Here is a 14,749-nt window from a genome sequence, read left to right as displayed (position 1 = left end):
AATGGAGAAAATCCAACGACACCACCAACAAATGAAGCAAATAATGCAGGATCTGGACAAACTACAACGGATAATCAAAACTCAAAAGAAACAACAACTGTAAGTGAAAATAAAGAAGACCGTGATTTACCGAAAACAGGTACAAGTGTTGCTTCTACAATTGGAGCAGGCTTGGCGTTTGTTGGAGCGGGATTACTTCTGTTATTTAGAAGAAAGAAAGCAAATAGATAGTGGAGAAATATAAAAAGGATTACCGATTCAGGTAATCCTTTTTAATATATTATGAAAGTGTTACAGCTTTTTCTTTCTTCCATGAAAGGCCAAATCCAGTGAAACCAACAATAATTGTTAAGACTGGGCAAGCTAAACAGAAAATTGCGAATGGAAGGTAATCAAATGTCGGAACGCCAAGGACGTTCGATAAGAATACACCACTTACTCCCCATGGTACGAGAGGGTTAATAACTGTACCTGCATCTTCTAGTACTCGTGATAAATTCCGACGTTCTAAACCGACTTCATCGTATTTATTAGCAAATGCTTGTCCTGTTAAAACGATGGATAAGTACTGCTCACCAAGTAAGAAGTTTACACCAATTGCAGTTGAAGCAGTAGAAATAATTAAACGTGTGCTATTTTTTACGAAGCTAGAGATGATATTCATGAGCTGCGTAATAATACCCATTCCTTGTAATAATCCTCCCATACAAAGAGCCAGGAAAATAAGTGCAATCGACATCATCATACTTTGTAGACCACCGCGAGATAGTAAGCTATCAATGTCTTTAATACCAGTTTTAGAAACGTATCCGTCTTGCATAATTTTCATTAAATCAGCTAAAGAAGTGCTAGGTTTAAAAATAAAGAGAATAATAATTCCTACCACAATTCCTGCAAGTAATGTTGGAACTGCTGGAATTTTTTTAAATGCGAATAGGAACAGTAATAAAATTGGAATTAGTGTAACGATAGAAATCGTCGTATTTTTCTCTAAAGTGCTAATAAAGTTTGTGAAGTCAACGTCTCCGCTAGTACCGCCTCCTAAAATGAAAAATGCGATAAAAGCAATAATGAAAGCTGGAACTGTTGTCCAAAGCATGTTACGAATATGCTCAAATAAATCTACACCCGTTACAGCAGGAGCTAAGTTCGTTGTATCAGATAAAGGAGACATTTTATCTCCAAAGAATGCACCAGAAATAATTGCACCAGCGATTAGAGCTGGATCGTATCCGAGAGCACTACCCATACCCATAAAGGCAAGTCCTACAGTTGCGGCAGTTGTAAAGGCACTACCGATACTTGTTCCAACAATTGCACAAACAACAAAAACAGTTGGAACGAAAATCTTTGGAGATACAAGCTGGAAGCCGTATACCATTAAAGTTGGAATTGTTCCAGCAGCGATCCAAACACTAATTAATACGCCTACAAGCAAGAAAATAAAAATAGATGGAATACCAGCTGAAATACTACTGATCATCCCTTTTTCCATAGTAGACCAAGAGATTTTTTTCATAAATCCAAATGCTAATAAAAGAACGATACCAAATAAAATTGGGATGTGTGGTGAAACTTCTAATTGAATAACACTAAAGCCAATACAGAAAAAGATAAATAATGTTAAAAGAACAGATTCAATTTTTGAAACCATTGTTTTCCCCTCCTAAGTAATTTAAAATAGCTCTTTTTTATATAAAATTCGCCAATATTGTGTATTTCCTTCTAAAATTTAGAATTTTATGACAAATTATCGGTAATTGTTGGTCCTTCAATATGATACGGAAATGATTGGATAAAAAAACGTCCCTGCATATAATTATGCAGGGACGAAGATATCGCGGTACCACCCTAGCTTGTGAAATGAATGTATCACAAAATAAAGGGTCGTATGATATGCGCTAATAAAATAAAAACGCCCCTGCAATATATGCAGGGACGAAAAATTCGCGGTACCACCCTAAATTGTGAAACAGTTTCGTTTCACCACTCTTTAGATATAACGGTCTATAACCGTCTTTCACTACTCCTTACGTTTCGCAAAAGAAGCTCCAGGGGGTAATTCATAATTCGCTCTGTACTGGTTCGCACCGACCACCAGCTCTCTGAAATCAGAAATCGAAATACTACTAAATCCTATCAATGCCGATTCATATGATGTTAGTTAAATTTTTATCACATTTTCATCTTATATGTCAATAAAAATGTTCAATATTTTTTTAGGGAAATAAAGGTTAAATGTTTTTAATGTTCTAAATTTGTACGTTATAATGAATTTGAAAGGGGAGGAAAGAGTGAAGAAAAAAATAATTCTTTTTACCACCTTACTAGTCATTGGCGGAAGTGCTGGAATTTACACAGCTTTTGCAGCTGAATCAGAGCAGGCGAAACAAAAGCAAATACAGCAGTTAGAAGTGAAGAAAGCGAAAGAAACGGAAGAGAAGAAGTCGATGGAAAAAGCAGCTGAGAAACTAGGAGTTTCTACTGAAGGGAAAACAAAAGAAGAGGTTACGAAAGAAGTAAATACCGCAAGATTTGAGAAGCGCCATGATTTATTAATTGAACATGCAAAACAACTTGGAATTGATACAGAAGGAAAAAAAGATGAAGAGATTATTTTAGAAATTGGAAAGGTACAACACGGAAAGTAGAACAACTTATCGTATGATAAGTTGTTCTTTTTTAAGAACTATTTGATTTAAAAATAATTGACAGTCATTTAAATTTAATGTTAACTTTATTTATAAATTAGTTAACATTAGGGGTGACAATTGTGACTGTTAATAGTAATACGACTGAAAAATCGTCTTATACATATGAAGAATTATCGGAGAAAAATAAAGCTTATGTATGGCATCCGTTTACACAAATGAAAGATTATTTAGAAGAAGACCCTGTCATTATTGAACGTGGAGAGGGAAGAAAGCTATACGATGTAAATGGAAATGAATATTGGGATGGTGTTTCATCTATTTGGTTAAATGTTCACGGACATCAAGTACCAGAATTAGATGAAGCAATTCGTGAGCAATTAAATAAAATTGCCCATTCTACTATGTTAGGACTTGCTAACGTTCCATCTATTTTATTAGCAGAAAAAATAATTGAAGTTGTGCCAGAAGGTTTGAAGAAAGTATTCTATTCAGACTCCGGTTCCAGCGCCGTTGAAATTGCAATTAAGATGGCCTTTCAATATTGGCAGCATAAAGGAAAACCGAAGAAACAAAGATTTGTTACATTAAAAGAAGCGTATCACGGTGATACAATTGGAGCTGTTTCAGTAGGAGCGATAGACTTGTTTCACCAAGTGTATAGTTCACTTTTATTTGAGGCAATTAAAATGCCGTATCCATATACATATCGTTCTCCTTATGGAAATAATAAGGAGGAAATTGTGAAAAAACATTTAGAAGAAATGGAAGAGCTGCTGAAAGAAAAGCATGAAGAAATTGCGGCGATTATTGTAGAGCCTTTAATGCAAGGTGCTGGCGGTATGATTACAATGCCAAAAGGATACTTAAGAGGGCTCCGTAATTTATGTACAAAATATAATGTTTTATTTATTACAGATGAGGTAGCGACTGGATTTGGGCGTACCGGGAAAATGTTTGCATGTGAACATGAAAATGTAACGCCGGACATTTTAACAGCCGGAAAAGGTTTAACAGGTGGATATTTACCAGTTGCAATCACCGTAACGACAGATGAAATTTATAATGCCTTTTTAGGAGACTATGAAGAACAAAAAACATTTTTCCACGGTCATAGTTATACAGGGAATCCGTTAGGGTGTGCGGTAGCCATTGCGAATCTAGAGCTATACGAGAAAACAAATTTAATAGAAGAAGTGGCAAGTAAGACAGAATATGTAGCGACGCAATTAGAATCGCTCTTTGCGTATAAACATGTAGGGGATATTCGTCAGTGCGGGTTAATGGTTGGAATTGAACTTGTGAAGAATAAAGTAACGAAAGAAGCGTTTGAATGGACAGAGAGAGTCGGTGTTCAAGTATGTAAACGTTCAAGAGAGCTGGGCATGATTTTGCGACCACTCGGTAATACGATTGTATTTATGCCTCCTCTTGCTTCTACAATTGATGAGATTGATGATATGTTACGTATTTTGTATAAAGCAATCTCGGATGTTACGGAGGGAGAATAATGGGCGGTTTTTTTGTTACAGCAACGGATACTGAAGTGGGGAAAACTGTAGTTGCGGGTGCATTAGCAGGTGTATTTAGAGAATTGGGATATAACATCGGGGTATATAAACCGTTGCAAAGTGGACATGTTGCATCAAATCCAGAGGGAGATGCAGCAAGGTTAAAAGCATTATCGGGTGTACCAACAAAAGAAGATGAAATTTGCCCTTATTCTATTGAAGAACCTCTTGCTCCGAGACTTGCCATGAAAAGAGCTGGAAGAGTAGTACATTTAAAAGACATTATGGATCATTATAATGAACGATTGAAAGAGTTTAATAGCCTATTTGTAGAAGGAGCAGGTGGACTGGCTGTTCCATATACAGAAGACGCTTTAGTAATTGATTTCGCAAAGGAATTACAGCTTCCTCTTATTATAGTCGCACGCCCTACATTAGGAACAGTAAATCATACAGTTTTAACAATTGCTTATGCAAAGGCACAGGGCTTAACAGTAGCAGGTGTAATTTTATCCGGCTGCAAAGAATGTGAAATGGAAAGAGTACAAGAAAATAAAGAAATGATTGAAGAGCTAAGTGGGGTACCGGTTTTAGGTTTATTACCATTCTTTGAAGGTGCGTTTACAAAAGAAGAAGTCTTGGAATCTGCAAAAGAGTATATAATGATTTCAAAATTAGAGGAGTTCATCCGAAATGAATCAAACGTGGCGCACACATCTTCAATCTAAATTGCAACAATTAAATGAACAAGGACAGTATCGCAATTTGCATGTAACAGAACAAGCAGAAGAGACATGGCTTATTCGAGATGAAAAAAGGATGCTAAATTTAGCGTCAAATAATTATTTAGGGTTAGCTGGAGATGAGAGGTTAAAAGAAGCTGCTATTGCATGCACAAGAAAATATGGAACTGGAGCGACAGCATCAAGGCTCGTTGTAGGAAATTATTCACTGTATGAAGAGGTTGAGAGAAGTATATGCGAATGGAAAGGCACTGAAAAAGCCTTAGTTGTAAATAGTGGATATACCGCAAATGTTGGAGTGATTTCTTCATTAGCCTGTCGTCACGATATTGTGTTTAGTGACAAATTAAATCACGCAAGCATCGTTGATGGGATTATATTAAGCGGAGCAGAGCATAAAAGGTATCGTCATAATGATTTAGATCATTTAGAGAAGCTGTTGCAAGCAGCGCCGCCCAAAAAGAAGAAATTAATCGTAACGGATACTGTTTTTAGTATGGATGGTGATACTGCGTATTTGAGAGAGTTAGTGGAGCTGAAAGAGAAATACGGGGCAATCATTATAGTCGATGAAGCACATGCGAGTGGAATATATGGAATTGATGGAGCAGGGTTGTCTCATATAGAAAAAGATATTGCTCAAAAAATTGATATACATATGGGGACGTTTAGCAAAGCTCTAGGGTGTTATGGCGCGTATTTGACAGGTGATGCAATGTATATAGAGTATTTACAAAATATGATGAGAAGCTTTATTTTTACAACAGCTTTACCACCAGGAACGTTAGGAGCAGTGCAAAAAGCAATTGAAATTGTGAAAGAAGATAATGAAAGAAGAGAGAGGCTTATAGAGAATGGAGCATATTTTAGGACACATTTGCAAGAAGCTGGTTTTGATATTGGGAATAGCTCAACTCATATTGTACCGATTGTAGTCGGTTCAAATGAAGCAGCTTTACGGTTTAGTAGAAGGCTGCAAGAGGTAGGTATTGCAGCAATTGCAATTCGTCCACCAACGGTTCCAGTTAATAGTTCACGGGTCCGTTTTGCAGTTACGTCCCAACATACAATAGCTGATTTGAAATGGGCTATTCAGCATATTATACGCATTGGTAAAGAAGAGGGGTTTTTCGTATGAAAGAGCTAAAGGTTATTTTTATTCCTGGATGGGGAATGGAAGAAGGTGTTTGGACTTTAGTTCTGCCGTATTTTAAAGGATATTCTGTTCAATGTATCAATTGGCGTAATGTGAAAGAACAAAGTGAATTTGCGGGGCGAATAATAGATGTAGCAAAAGATGAAAATGTAATTTTAGTTGGATGGTCACTAGGAGCGTTAGCAGCAGTTCAAGCTCATAAAAAGGTTAAGGCAAAAGGTATCGTACTAATTGGTGGTACTGCCAAATTTACAAATACGAGCGATTATACGAGTGGATGGAATACTCTGCATGTAGAACGGCTGAAAAAGAATTTAGCGAGAAAGAAAGAAGATACGCTCAAGCGGTTTTATGAAAATATGTTTACAAAAGATGAGCTGAAAGAGAATAAAAGGTTTGAAGATATGATAAAACGCTTTAAAGGTGATTCTATTCAGTCTTTGCAATTAGGTTTGGAGTATTTAATAGAAGCAGATATGAGAGAAGAACTGAAAGAAATTAAAGTCCCTATACTACTTATTCACGGAGAGCAGGATGTAATTTGTCCATTGTCTGCAGCGCGTAGTATGGCTGAGAATGAGACTGCCACGCTCAAGGTAGTAAGTGAGGCTGGACACGCATTATGCGTAACGAATTTCGAATATTGCGGAAATGAGATAATTCAATTTGTAGAGGGGATACGACATGATCAACAAAACGTTACTTCAAAAACGGTTTAACGCGGCATCTGTATCCTACGATCAATATGCAAATGTACAAAAAAAGATGGCACATTCATTACTTTCTACATTGAATCGGCGATATAGTGCAAATTCATCGATACGTATTTTAGAACTTGGATGCGGAACAGGATATGTTACAGAGCAATTATCAAACTTATTTCCGAAAGCACATATTACAGCCATTGATTTTGCTGAAAGTATGATTGCAGTTGCGAAAACTAGACAAAATGTGAAAAATGTAACGTTTTACTGTGAGGATATCGAAAGATTACGACTAGAAGAAACATATGATGTCATTATTTCAAATGCCACATTTCAATGGCTAAATGATTTAAAACAAGTGATAAGAAATTTATTTCATCATTTGTCTATAGATGGGATATTACTCTTTTCAACGTTTGGACATGAAACATTTCAAGAATTGCATGCTTCGTTCCAGCGGGCGAAAGAAGAAAAAAATATACAAAATGAAACATCGATTGGGCAACTTTTTTATTCGAAAAATCAGTTGCGCCATATGTGTGAAATAGAAACAGGGGATGTGCATGTTTCTGAAACATGTTACATAGAGAGATTTACAGAAGTTAGGGAGTTTCTACACTCTATTCGAAAAGTAGGAGCGACCAATAGTAATGAAGAATCATATTGTCAAAGTCCCTCACTCTTTCGTGCGATGCTTCGCATATACGAAAGAGACTTCACGGAAAATGAAGGGATAATGGCGACGTATCATGCTTTATTTATGCATATAACAAAAGAGGGGAAGAGATGAAATGAAACAAGTACAAACAAAAAGGGATTGGAAAAAACTTGCACATGACGTAGTAGAAGAGAAAATGATTACGAAAGAGGATGCAATTGCAATATTAGAAGCTGATGATACAGAAGTGTTAGAAATTATGAATGCAGCTTACATCATTCGCCATCATCACTTTGGTAAGAAAGTAAAATTGAATATGATTATTAATACGAAATCTGGATTATGTCCTGAAGATTGCGGATATTGTTCACAGTCTATTATTTCAGAGGCGCCGATTGATAAATATGCATGGCTAACGCAGGAAAAGATTGTAGAAGGAGCACACGAAGCAATTCGCCGTAAAGCGGGTACATATTGTATTGTAGCATCTGGTCGTCGCCCGACGGATAAAGAGGTGAATCACGTAATTGGAGCAGTTAAGGAGATTCGTGAAACGACAGATTTGAAGATTTGTTGTTGTTTAGGTTTCTTAAACGAAGATCAAGCAGGACGTTTAGCAGAAGCGGGTGTACATCGTTATAATCACAACTTAAATACACATGCAAATAATTACGAAAGTATTTGCTCCACTCATACGTATGACGATCGTGTTGATACAGTTCAAAAAGCGAAACAAGCAGGCATTTCACCATGCTCTGGGGCAATTTTTGGAATGGGGGAGACAATAGAAGAACGTGCTGAAATTGCATTTGAATTACAACGTATAGATGCAGATTCAATTCCATGTAATTTCCTTGTTGCTGTAAAGGGTACGCCGCTGGAAGGACAAAAAGAATTAACGCCGATAGAATGTTTAAAAGTACTGGCGATGATGCGTTTTGTAAACCCAACGAAAGAAATTCGTATTTCAGGAGGACGTGAAATCAATTTACGCTCTGTGCAGCCAATCGGTTTATTTGCAGCAAATTCTATTTTTGTTGGAGATTACTTAACGACAGCTGGACAAGAACCGACTGCAGACTGGGGTATGATTGAAGATTTAGGGTTTGAGATTGAAGAATGTGCATTATAAGATAGATAAAAAGCAAACTTGTAAAAGGGTTTGCTTTTTTTGTAAATAAAATGTAATAAATAGTTGTGAAAGCTTGATACTATTGGTTTTTGAGCGGAAAAAAGAATTTTGGTGGACGAATTTTCCAAGCCCCAATTGTACATAGTAAATATGTAATTTATATTGGGTTGGAGGATTTTACATGCACAAATATATATTAGCGATTATGACTTGTCTAATTTTACTAAAAGCAATAAGTGCTGATCCAGTTAAGGCTGCCGAAAATCCTGAACAAAAAGAAATGCAACAACGAATTGAACAACATTTTCGAACGAAAGCTGAACATTTTGGATTGAAAACAGAAGGGAAAGATTTAAAGGAAGTGCGAAAAGAAATTACTATTATAGAAGAAGCGAAGAAAAGAGAGAATGTATGGAGAACAGCACAAACGCTTCGTATACAAACAGAAGGAAAAACAATGGATGAATTAATAAAAGATGTACGGAAAAAAGTAAAAAAATAAAAAAGAGGCCGCAGCCTCTTTTTTATTTTTTATGCCCATTGTTTTGATAAATGAGCCATTTCAATCGCAGCAACGGCGGATTCATAGCCTTTATTACCTGCTTTCGTGCCCGCGCGTTCAATCGCTTGCTCGATCGTTTCAGTCGTTAATACACCGAAAATAACTGGGATGTCTGTTTGTAGTGATAAAGATGCAACTCCTTTTGCTACTTCATTACAAACGTAATCGTAATGTGTTGTAGCACCACGAATTACAGTACCTAACGTAATTACAGCATCATACTTTCCGCTATTAGCCATCTTTTTAGCGATTAAAGGAATTTCGAATGCGCCAGGAACCCAAGCAACATCGATATCAGTTTCTTCTACACCGTGACGCTTTAATCCATCTAAAGCTCCGCCGAGTAACTTACTTGTAATAAATTCATTAAAACGTCCAACAACAACCCCAACTTTTAATCCTGTACCAACTAAATGACCTTCGAATACCATAATAAACCTCTCCCTTAATTATAAGTTTAGTAAATGTCCTAATTTGTTTACTTTCGTTTGTAAATACGTTTTATTCTCTTCTTTTGTTGGCATTTGCAATGGTACACGCTCGATTACTTCTAAATCGTAACCTTGTAAGCCAGCAATTTTTCGTGGATTATTCGTTAATAATCGTAAATGTTGTAAACCTAAATCTTTTAAAATTTGAGCACCAATACCGTAATCACGCAAATCAGCTGGGAACCCAAGTTTTTCGTTTGCTTCTACAGTATCGAATCCTTCTTCTTGTAACTTATAAGCGCGAAGCTTATTAAGAAGGCCAATGCCTCGTCCTTCTTGTCTCATATAGAGAAGAACGCCTTTTCCTTCACGCTCAATTTGAGCAAGTGCAGCATGGAGTTGTGGTCCGCAATCACAGCGGCACGAGCCAAATACATCTCCTGTTAAGCACTCTGAATGAACGCGTACAAGTACAGGCTCTCCTGTTGAAATATCACCTTTTACGAGTGCGATATGTTCTTTTGTATCTAATGAATTAGAATAGCCAATTGCATGGAAAGTACCGAAATCTGTAGGTAATGTAATTTCCACTTCTCGCGTCACTAGTGTTTCATGGTGGCGGCGGTAAGCAATTAAATCTTCTATTGTAATCATTTTTATATCAAATTGTTTTGCACACTGTAGTAAATCAGGTACGCGTGCCATCGTACCGTCCTCATTAATAATCTCGCAAATGACTCCAGCTGGTTCTGCTCCGCAAAGTCTGGCTAAATCGACAGCAGCTTCTGTATGACCAGCTCGGCGTAGGACACCGCCTTCTTTCGCGATTAATGGAAAGATATGTCCAGGACGATTGAAATCAGTACCTTTTGATGCAGGGTTTAATAATTCTTGTATCGTAGTTGCCCGTTCGTGAGCGCTAATCCCTGTTGTTGTAGAAACATGATCAATACTCACTGTAAATGCAGTATGATGCGAATCTGTATTATGAGCTACCATTGGTTCTAATTGTAGACGTTCTGCGTATTCTTCCGTAATCGGTACACAAACGAGACCACGCCCATGTGTAATCATAAAGTTAATCGTTTCTGGTGTAATATACTCTGCTAAAGCGATAAAGTCGCCTTCATTTTCACGGTTTTCATCATCGCATACGATAACGACTTTTCCTTGTTTTAAATCTTCTAGAGCTTCTTCAATACGATGAAACATAATGCTTCCCCCTTATAGAAATCCGTTTTCTTGTAAAAAGCTTTCGCTCATTGAACCTGTTCGTTTTACAGGTTTAGAAATAAAGCGTTCGATATATTTACCGATCATGTCACACTCAATGTTTACGATGTCACCGGCATTCTTTGCTCCGATAACAGATTCACTTACTGTGTGCGGGATGAGTGAGATTGTGATGGAAGATTCGTCTATATCAAATATTGTTAAACTCGTTCCATCAACAGCAACGGAACCTTTATGCAAACAATAGCGCAGCAATTCATCAGCAATAGCTATTTTGTAATAGACGGCATTATAGTGCTGTTTTTTGTTTAATATCGTTCCGATGCCATCAATATGTCCTGAAACGAAATGCCCACCGAATCGTCCGTTTGCAGCTATCGCCCGCTCTAAATTTACTTTAGAGTGTTGTGTAAGCATGCGAAGTGATGTTGATTGCATCGTTTCAGGCATTGCGTCCACTGTGAATGAAGCTGTTGTGAAACTCGTTACAGTTAAGCAAATACCGTTAACCGCGATACTATCACCTAAGTGAACATCTGATAAAATTTTATTCGCATGGATCGTTAACTTCATCGCTTCTCCGCTTTGTTGCATGTTTGCAATCGTTCCTAATTCTTCTACAATTCCTGTAAACATTCCGTCACCTCACTTCGGGCATTCGCAACGATTTTTATATCATCACCAACTTGTTTCATCTCTTGAATTTCCAAGGAAAGTGCATCATGTAATGCTGCGAAACCATTTCCCCCAAATAAAGTAGGGGCATCTTTCCCGCCAATTAATTTGGGGCTTATATAAGTTACAATTTCATTGAGATGCTTTGTTTGTAAGAAGCTTGCGTGAACTGTTTGACCACCTTCAACGAATAGAGAAAGAATTTGCTTCTCTCCAAGCAAGGAAAGGAGGTCCTCAATTTCAATTTGCTTCGTTTTCATTTGGAATATCACTATATTTTCAGATTCATAAGAAGCTATTTTCTCTCTATTTACACCCTTACCGACAAAAATCCATGTTGGTGCTAAACCATCTGTTATGACATGAGAAGATGGTGGTGTTCGTAAATGGGTATCTAAAATAACGCGTATAGGATGTTTACCCCCGTTAGGAATTCTTGTTGTTAAATGCGGATTATCAGCTATAACTGTATTCACTCCAACGAGAATTGCATCATGTGTATGGCGATATTGGTGAACATCTGCTCGTGCTGCTTCACCTGTAATCCACTTACTTTCACCAGTGACAGTCGCTGTTTTTCCGTCTAAGCTCATTGCTGTTTTTATTGTTACAAATGGACGTTTCGTTTTCATGTAGTGAAAAAAGTAGCGATTTAGTAAAACTGCTTCCGCTTCAAGAACACCAGTCGTTACTTCGATTCCAGCTTCTTCTAATCTCCTTTTTCCATTACCAGAAACGAGCGGATTACAATCAAGAGTAGCGATTACAACGCGCTTAACTTCTTTTTTGATGAGTAATTCACAGCAAGGTGGTGTTTTTCCAAAATGGCTACACGGTTCAAGTGTTACATACACGGTAGCTCCTTTTGCTTTTTCACCAGCCATATGAAGAGCGTGAACTTCTGCGTGTTCTTCACCAGCACGTAAATGAGCGCCAATACCGACGATGTTTCCTTCTTTTACAACAACAGCACCAACCATAGGGTTTGGACTTGTTTGTCCAGATGTCCCTTCTGCTAACTGTAGGGCAATCCTCATATATTCTTGATCTGTCATTCTCTTCACCTCTCCTGAAAAAATCAAAAAACCCCAAGGATTTTATATCCTTGGGGTTTGGGAGACGTGATTTCTAGAAATATAGTTCGAATACGAAAGTACAGGAAAGAAACCTAACGTTGATTGGTATTTTTGCATAAGGAAAAAACCTAGCAAAAATATCGAATTTTTCAAACGCTAGTCGTATCTTTTTATTTCAGTATAGAAACATAAGTATACAAAATAAAACATATATAAAGATTCAAAACGAAACTTTAAAAATATGCATACTGAAATAAAAGTGTATTCGCTATATAAAATTACTAGAAAACATATCCTTCTCCCATCCAGACTATACTGTCGGCCCTAGAGTTTCACTAGATCCACCGTTTTCGAGTTGAAAACGGGTCACGGACTTAGAAGTTTGCACTTCATCACCGCCGGTTGGGAATTTCACCCGACCCCGAAGGATGTTGTTTGCTCAAATTATAGCACAAAAAAAATAAAAGGCTAGAAAAAAATATTCGAATGTGAAGAATTGTGTGAAAATATATGTAAGTTGGAATGAGGACAAAAGTACGAGGAATGTTGTAAGGAAAAGGGGGACGAGAGTTAATGAAAAGAAAAAACATGCACAAAAAAATGTGCATGTCACATGTAAAATTATTCTGCCTCTGGTGCTCTAACGACAGACTCGAATTTCCCTTTATGCGAAGCATCGCAATAAGGCATATTTTTTGATAAACCACAACGGCATAAAGAAAATGCCGGTTTTGCTGGGAATACATTCCCTTGTGAATCGACTAATTCCACGTCCCCTGTAACGCGAAAAGAGCCATTATCATTTACTTTAATTTGTACTTTCGCCAACGCTATCCCTCCTTCCCAAACGCTTAATTTCATCATATAATTAAGAGAAGTACTTGACAATATAAAATGAGCACTTTCTTTGGGAGAGAAGAGAGTGTTATAATGTTTTTTATAACTGACTAGAGTAAGGTGACGAGAGATGGATAAACAATTACATACATTACGAAACATTGCAAATGAGCGCACGTGGGCATCATTTTTGAATGATAATCATCCATATAGTTTGTTACATTGGTCCATTGCAGGTGTAGGGCAAGAGGCAAAGGATGTTTGGTTACTTCAAGATGAAGTAACATTTCAAACGACAGAATTTCCAACGTTAGATGATGCAATGCAATGGATTTCTGTAAATATGGAACAAGTTACAGACGTTTTAGCGCAATAAAAAAACAGGCTTATGCAAGCCTGTTTTTTGTTTCTTTTACATATGAGTTTAAAAATTGATCAACGGCTGCTTCATACTCTTCTTTATTTTCGTTATAAGAGCAAGCGTGTGCACCGCGTTCTGCAATATAAAGTTGTTTATTGTTTTCTTTTGCTTCATATAGTGATTTCGTCATATCAGCTAAAATATAATCATCATCTTTACTATGAATAAAGAGGACGGGATTATTAATATTTTTTATACAATCGATTGGTGAAACTTCGCGAATCGTATAACCGTCACGTACTTTTAAAAAAGCATTTGCTAAAGGTAATAAAGGCCATTTAGGTAAATGGAATTCAACCTTTAAACGGTGTTGTAATTGCCCGTAGAAATCAGAAAAAGGACAATCTGCAATATAGAAATCAGCACCATCTTCTACAAGTCCTGCGTATTGAAGAAGTGTTGCAGCTCCCATAGATTCACCATGAATACCGAGTGTTATATTTGTTCCAAAGCGACTTTTTAGCCAGTCAACTACAGATTTTAAATCATGTTTTTCATAGTATCCATAGCTTGTTGTTTTTCCGCCAGTTTTACCATGACGACGATGGTCATAAATAACGACATTATACCCTCTGTTTAAAAATAACCTTGCATATTTTACAGAGTTCATTTTATTTACAGTTACGCCGTGACAAAAAATCATAAACTTATTGGAATGACCAGCAGGAATGTAATATCCGTGAAGATCATATCCGAATTGCGAAGGAATATGAATTTCTTCTTTATGAAGAGCATCAAAATCCTCTAAACGAAAATGTTTTTTCGTTTCTCTTTCGAGTACTTCTTCCTCTGTTTTTTTCTTTAAGTACATCACTTTATTTGTAAAGAAAATCCCAAGGGCAGTTATCGCACCTAGTATAGTAAACAATGCTACAAAAAAACGTTTCATACTTTACCTCATCCTCCAAATACCGTTACATGTGATACACTTACATTGTATCACAATGATAGAAAAGGGG

The 14,749-nt window shown here is 36.9% G+C and carries 17 protein-coding genes, 1 riboswitch and 1 other annotated feature; of the genes, 10 read left to right on the top strand and 7 right to left on the bottom strand.

Annotated features, from left to right (window positions below; genetic code table 11):
* The coding region (locus GFJ36_RS29850) for an LPXTG cell wall anchor domain-containing protein (protein WP_242016027.1) at window positions 1–231 on the top strand (231 nt) is incomplete at its 5' end.
* A gap of 49 nt (window positions 232–280) precedes the next feature.
* On the opposite strand, the gene nhaC is transcribed toward GFJ36_RS29850, so the two are convergent.
* On the bottom strand, window positions 281–1,654 hold the full coding sequence (nhaC, locus tag GFJ36_RS21405; protein WP_097889631.1) for a Na+/H+ antiporter NhaC: 1,374 nt from the start codon (window positions 1,652–1,654) through the stop codon (window positions 281–283).
* A 277-nt stretch (window positions 1,655–1,931) separates the two neighbouring features.
* Window positions 1,932–2,152: a binding site (T-box leader), on the bottom strand.
* A gap of 142 nt (window positions 2,153–2,294) precedes the next feature.
* Here nhaC and GFJ36_RS21400 point away from each other — a divergent pair.
* From GFJ36_RS21400 to GFJ36_RS21365, 8 genes are all read left to right on the top strand, one after another.
* The gene (locus tag GFJ36_RS21400) at window positions 2,295–2,651 is read left to right on the top strand and encodes a hypothetical protein (protein ID WP_137011333.1); all 357 of its coding nucleotides are present in this window, start codon (window positions 2,295–2,297) and stop codon (window positions 2,649–2,651) included.
* A 122-nt stretch (window positions 2,652–2,773) separates the two neighbouring features.
* Complete coding sequence (gene bioA, locus GFJ36_RS21395; RefSeq protein ID WP_088064365.1) at window positions 2,774–4,162, top strand: adenosylmethionine--8-amino-7-oxononanoate transaminase; 1,389 nt, start codon at window positions 2,774–2,776, stop codon at window positions 4,160–4,162.
* Window positions 4,162–4,890, top strand: a complete 729-nt coding sequence (gene bioD, locus GFJ36_RS21390) for an ATP-dependent dethiobiotin synthetase BioD (protein WP_097889632.1) — start codon at window positions 4,162–4,164, stop codon at window positions 4,888–4,890. The genes bioA and bioD overlap by 1 nt, the downstream gene beginning before the upstream one ends.
* Window positions 4,856–6,043 (top strand): 8-amino-7-oxononanoate synthase, encoded by a 1,188-nt coding sequence (bioF, locus tag GFJ36_RS21385; protein ID WP_097889633.1) that lies wholly within the window; start codon window positions 4,856–4,858, stop codon window positions 6,041–6,043. Before bioD ends, bioF begins: the two co-directional genes overlap by 35 nt.
* On the top strand, window positions 6,040–6,780 hold the full coding sequence (locus tag GFJ36_RS21380; protein ID WP_087985143.1) for an alpha/beta fold hydrolase: 741 nt from the start codon (window positions 6,040–6,042) through the stop codon (window positions 6,778–6,780). The genes bioF and GFJ36_RS21380 overlap by 4 nt, the downstream gene beginning before the upstream one ends.
* Window positions 6,746–7,555, top strand: a complete 810-nt coding sequence (gene bioC / locus GFJ36_RS21375; protein ID WP_087985142.1) for a malonyl-ACP O-methyltransferase BioC — start codon at window positions 6,746–6,748, stop codon at window positions 7,553–7,555. Before GFJ36_RS21380 ends, bioC begins: the two co-directional genes overlap by 35 nt.
* 1 nt (window position 7,556) lies before the next feature.
* Window positions 7,557–8,555 (top strand): biotin synthase, encoded by a 999-nt coding sequence (gene bioB, locus GFJ36_RS21370; RefSeq protein ID WP_000815838.1) that lies wholly within the window; start codon window positions 7,557–7,559, stop codon window positions 8,553–8,555.
* Window positions 8,556–8,736: 181 nt separating this feature from the next.
* The gene (locus GFJ36_RS21365) at window positions 8,737–9,057 is read left to right on the top strand and encodes a hypothetical protein (RefSeq protein WP_000549778.1); all 321 of its coding nucleotides are present in this window, start codon (window positions 8,737–8,739) and stop codon (window positions 9,055–9,057) included.
* A 29-nt stretch (window positions 9,058–9,086) separates the two neighbouring features.
* Here GFJ36_RS21365 and ribH read toward each other — a convergent pair whose 3' ends face one another.
* From ribH to GFJ36_RS21340, 5 genes are all read right to left on the bottom strand, one after another.
* On the bottom strand, window positions 9,087–9,548 hold the full coding sequence (ribH, locus tag GFJ36_RS21360) for a 6,7-dimethyl-8-ribityllumazine synthase (protein ID WP_000230900.1): 462 nt from the start codon (window positions 9,546–9,548) through the stop codon (window positions 9,087–9,089).
* 18 nt (window positions 9,549–9,566) lie between these two features.
* Complete coding sequence (gene ribBA, locus GFJ36_RS21355) at window positions 9,567–10,760, bottom strand: bifunctional 3,4-dihydroxy-2-butanone 4-phosphate synthase/GTP cyclohydrolase II (protein ID WP_097889634.1); 1,194 nt, start codon at window positions 10,758–10,760, stop codon at window positions 9,567–9,569.
* 12 nt (window positions 10,761–10,772) lie between these two features.
* Window positions 10,773–11,417, bottom strand: a complete 645-nt coding sequence (gene ribE / locus GFJ36_RS21350; protein WP_097889635.1) for a riboflavin synthase — start codon at window positions 11,415–11,417, stop codon at window positions 10,773–10,775.
* A complete protein-coding gene (ribD, locus tag GFJ36_RS21345) occupies window positions 11,399–12,511 on the bottom strand; it encodes a bifunctional diaminohydroxyphosphoribosylaminopyrimidine deaminase/5-amino-6-(5-phosphoribosylamino)uracil reductase RibD (protein WP_097889636.1) in 1,113 nt (370 codons plus the stop codon). Before ribD ends, ribE begins: the two co-directional genes overlap by 19 nt.
* A 310-nt stretch (window positions 12,512–12,821) precedes the next feature.
* A riboswitch (FMN riboswitch) is annotated at window positions 12,822–12,965 on the bottom strand.
* 188 nt (window positions 12,966–13,153) lie between these two features.
* Window positions 13,154–13,360 carry a CDGSH iron-sulfur domain-containing protein gene (locus GFJ36_RS21340; protein WP_001151582.1) on the bottom strand — a complete coding sequence of 69 codons (207 nt, stop codon included), beginning with the start codon at window positions 13,358–13,360 and terminating at the stop codon, window positions 13,154–13,156.
* A 139-nt stretch (window positions 13,361–13,499) separates the two neighbouring features.
* Here GFJ36_RS21340 and GFJ36_RS21335 point away from each other — a divergent pair, with 139 nt between their 5' ends.
* Window positions 13,500–13,745, top strand: a complete 246-nt coding sequence (locus GFJ36_RS21335; protein WP_000360794.1) for a DUF2552 family protein — start codon at window positions 13,500–13,502, stop codon at window positions 13,743–13,745.
* 10 nt (window positions 13,746–13,755) lie between these two features.
* Here GFJ36_RS21335 and GFJ36_RS21330 read toward each other — a convergent pair whose 3' ends face one another.
* Complete coding sequence (locus GFJ36_RS21330; protein ID WP_097889637.1) at window positions 13,756–14,679, bottom strand: alpha/beta hydrolase; 924 nt, start codon at window positions 14,677–14,679, stop codon at window positions 13,756–13,758.
* Window positions 14,680–14,749: the final 70 nt, after the last annotated feature.

It is taken from the genome of Bacillus sp. EE-W1, assembly GCF_009760835.1.
GTDB lineage: Bacteria > Bacillota > Bacilli > Bacillales > Bacillaceae_G > Bacillus_A > Bacillus_A wiedmannii.
Note: the sequence above shows the minus strand (reverse complement) of the source record. Positions and strands in the feature narration are given on the sequence as shown.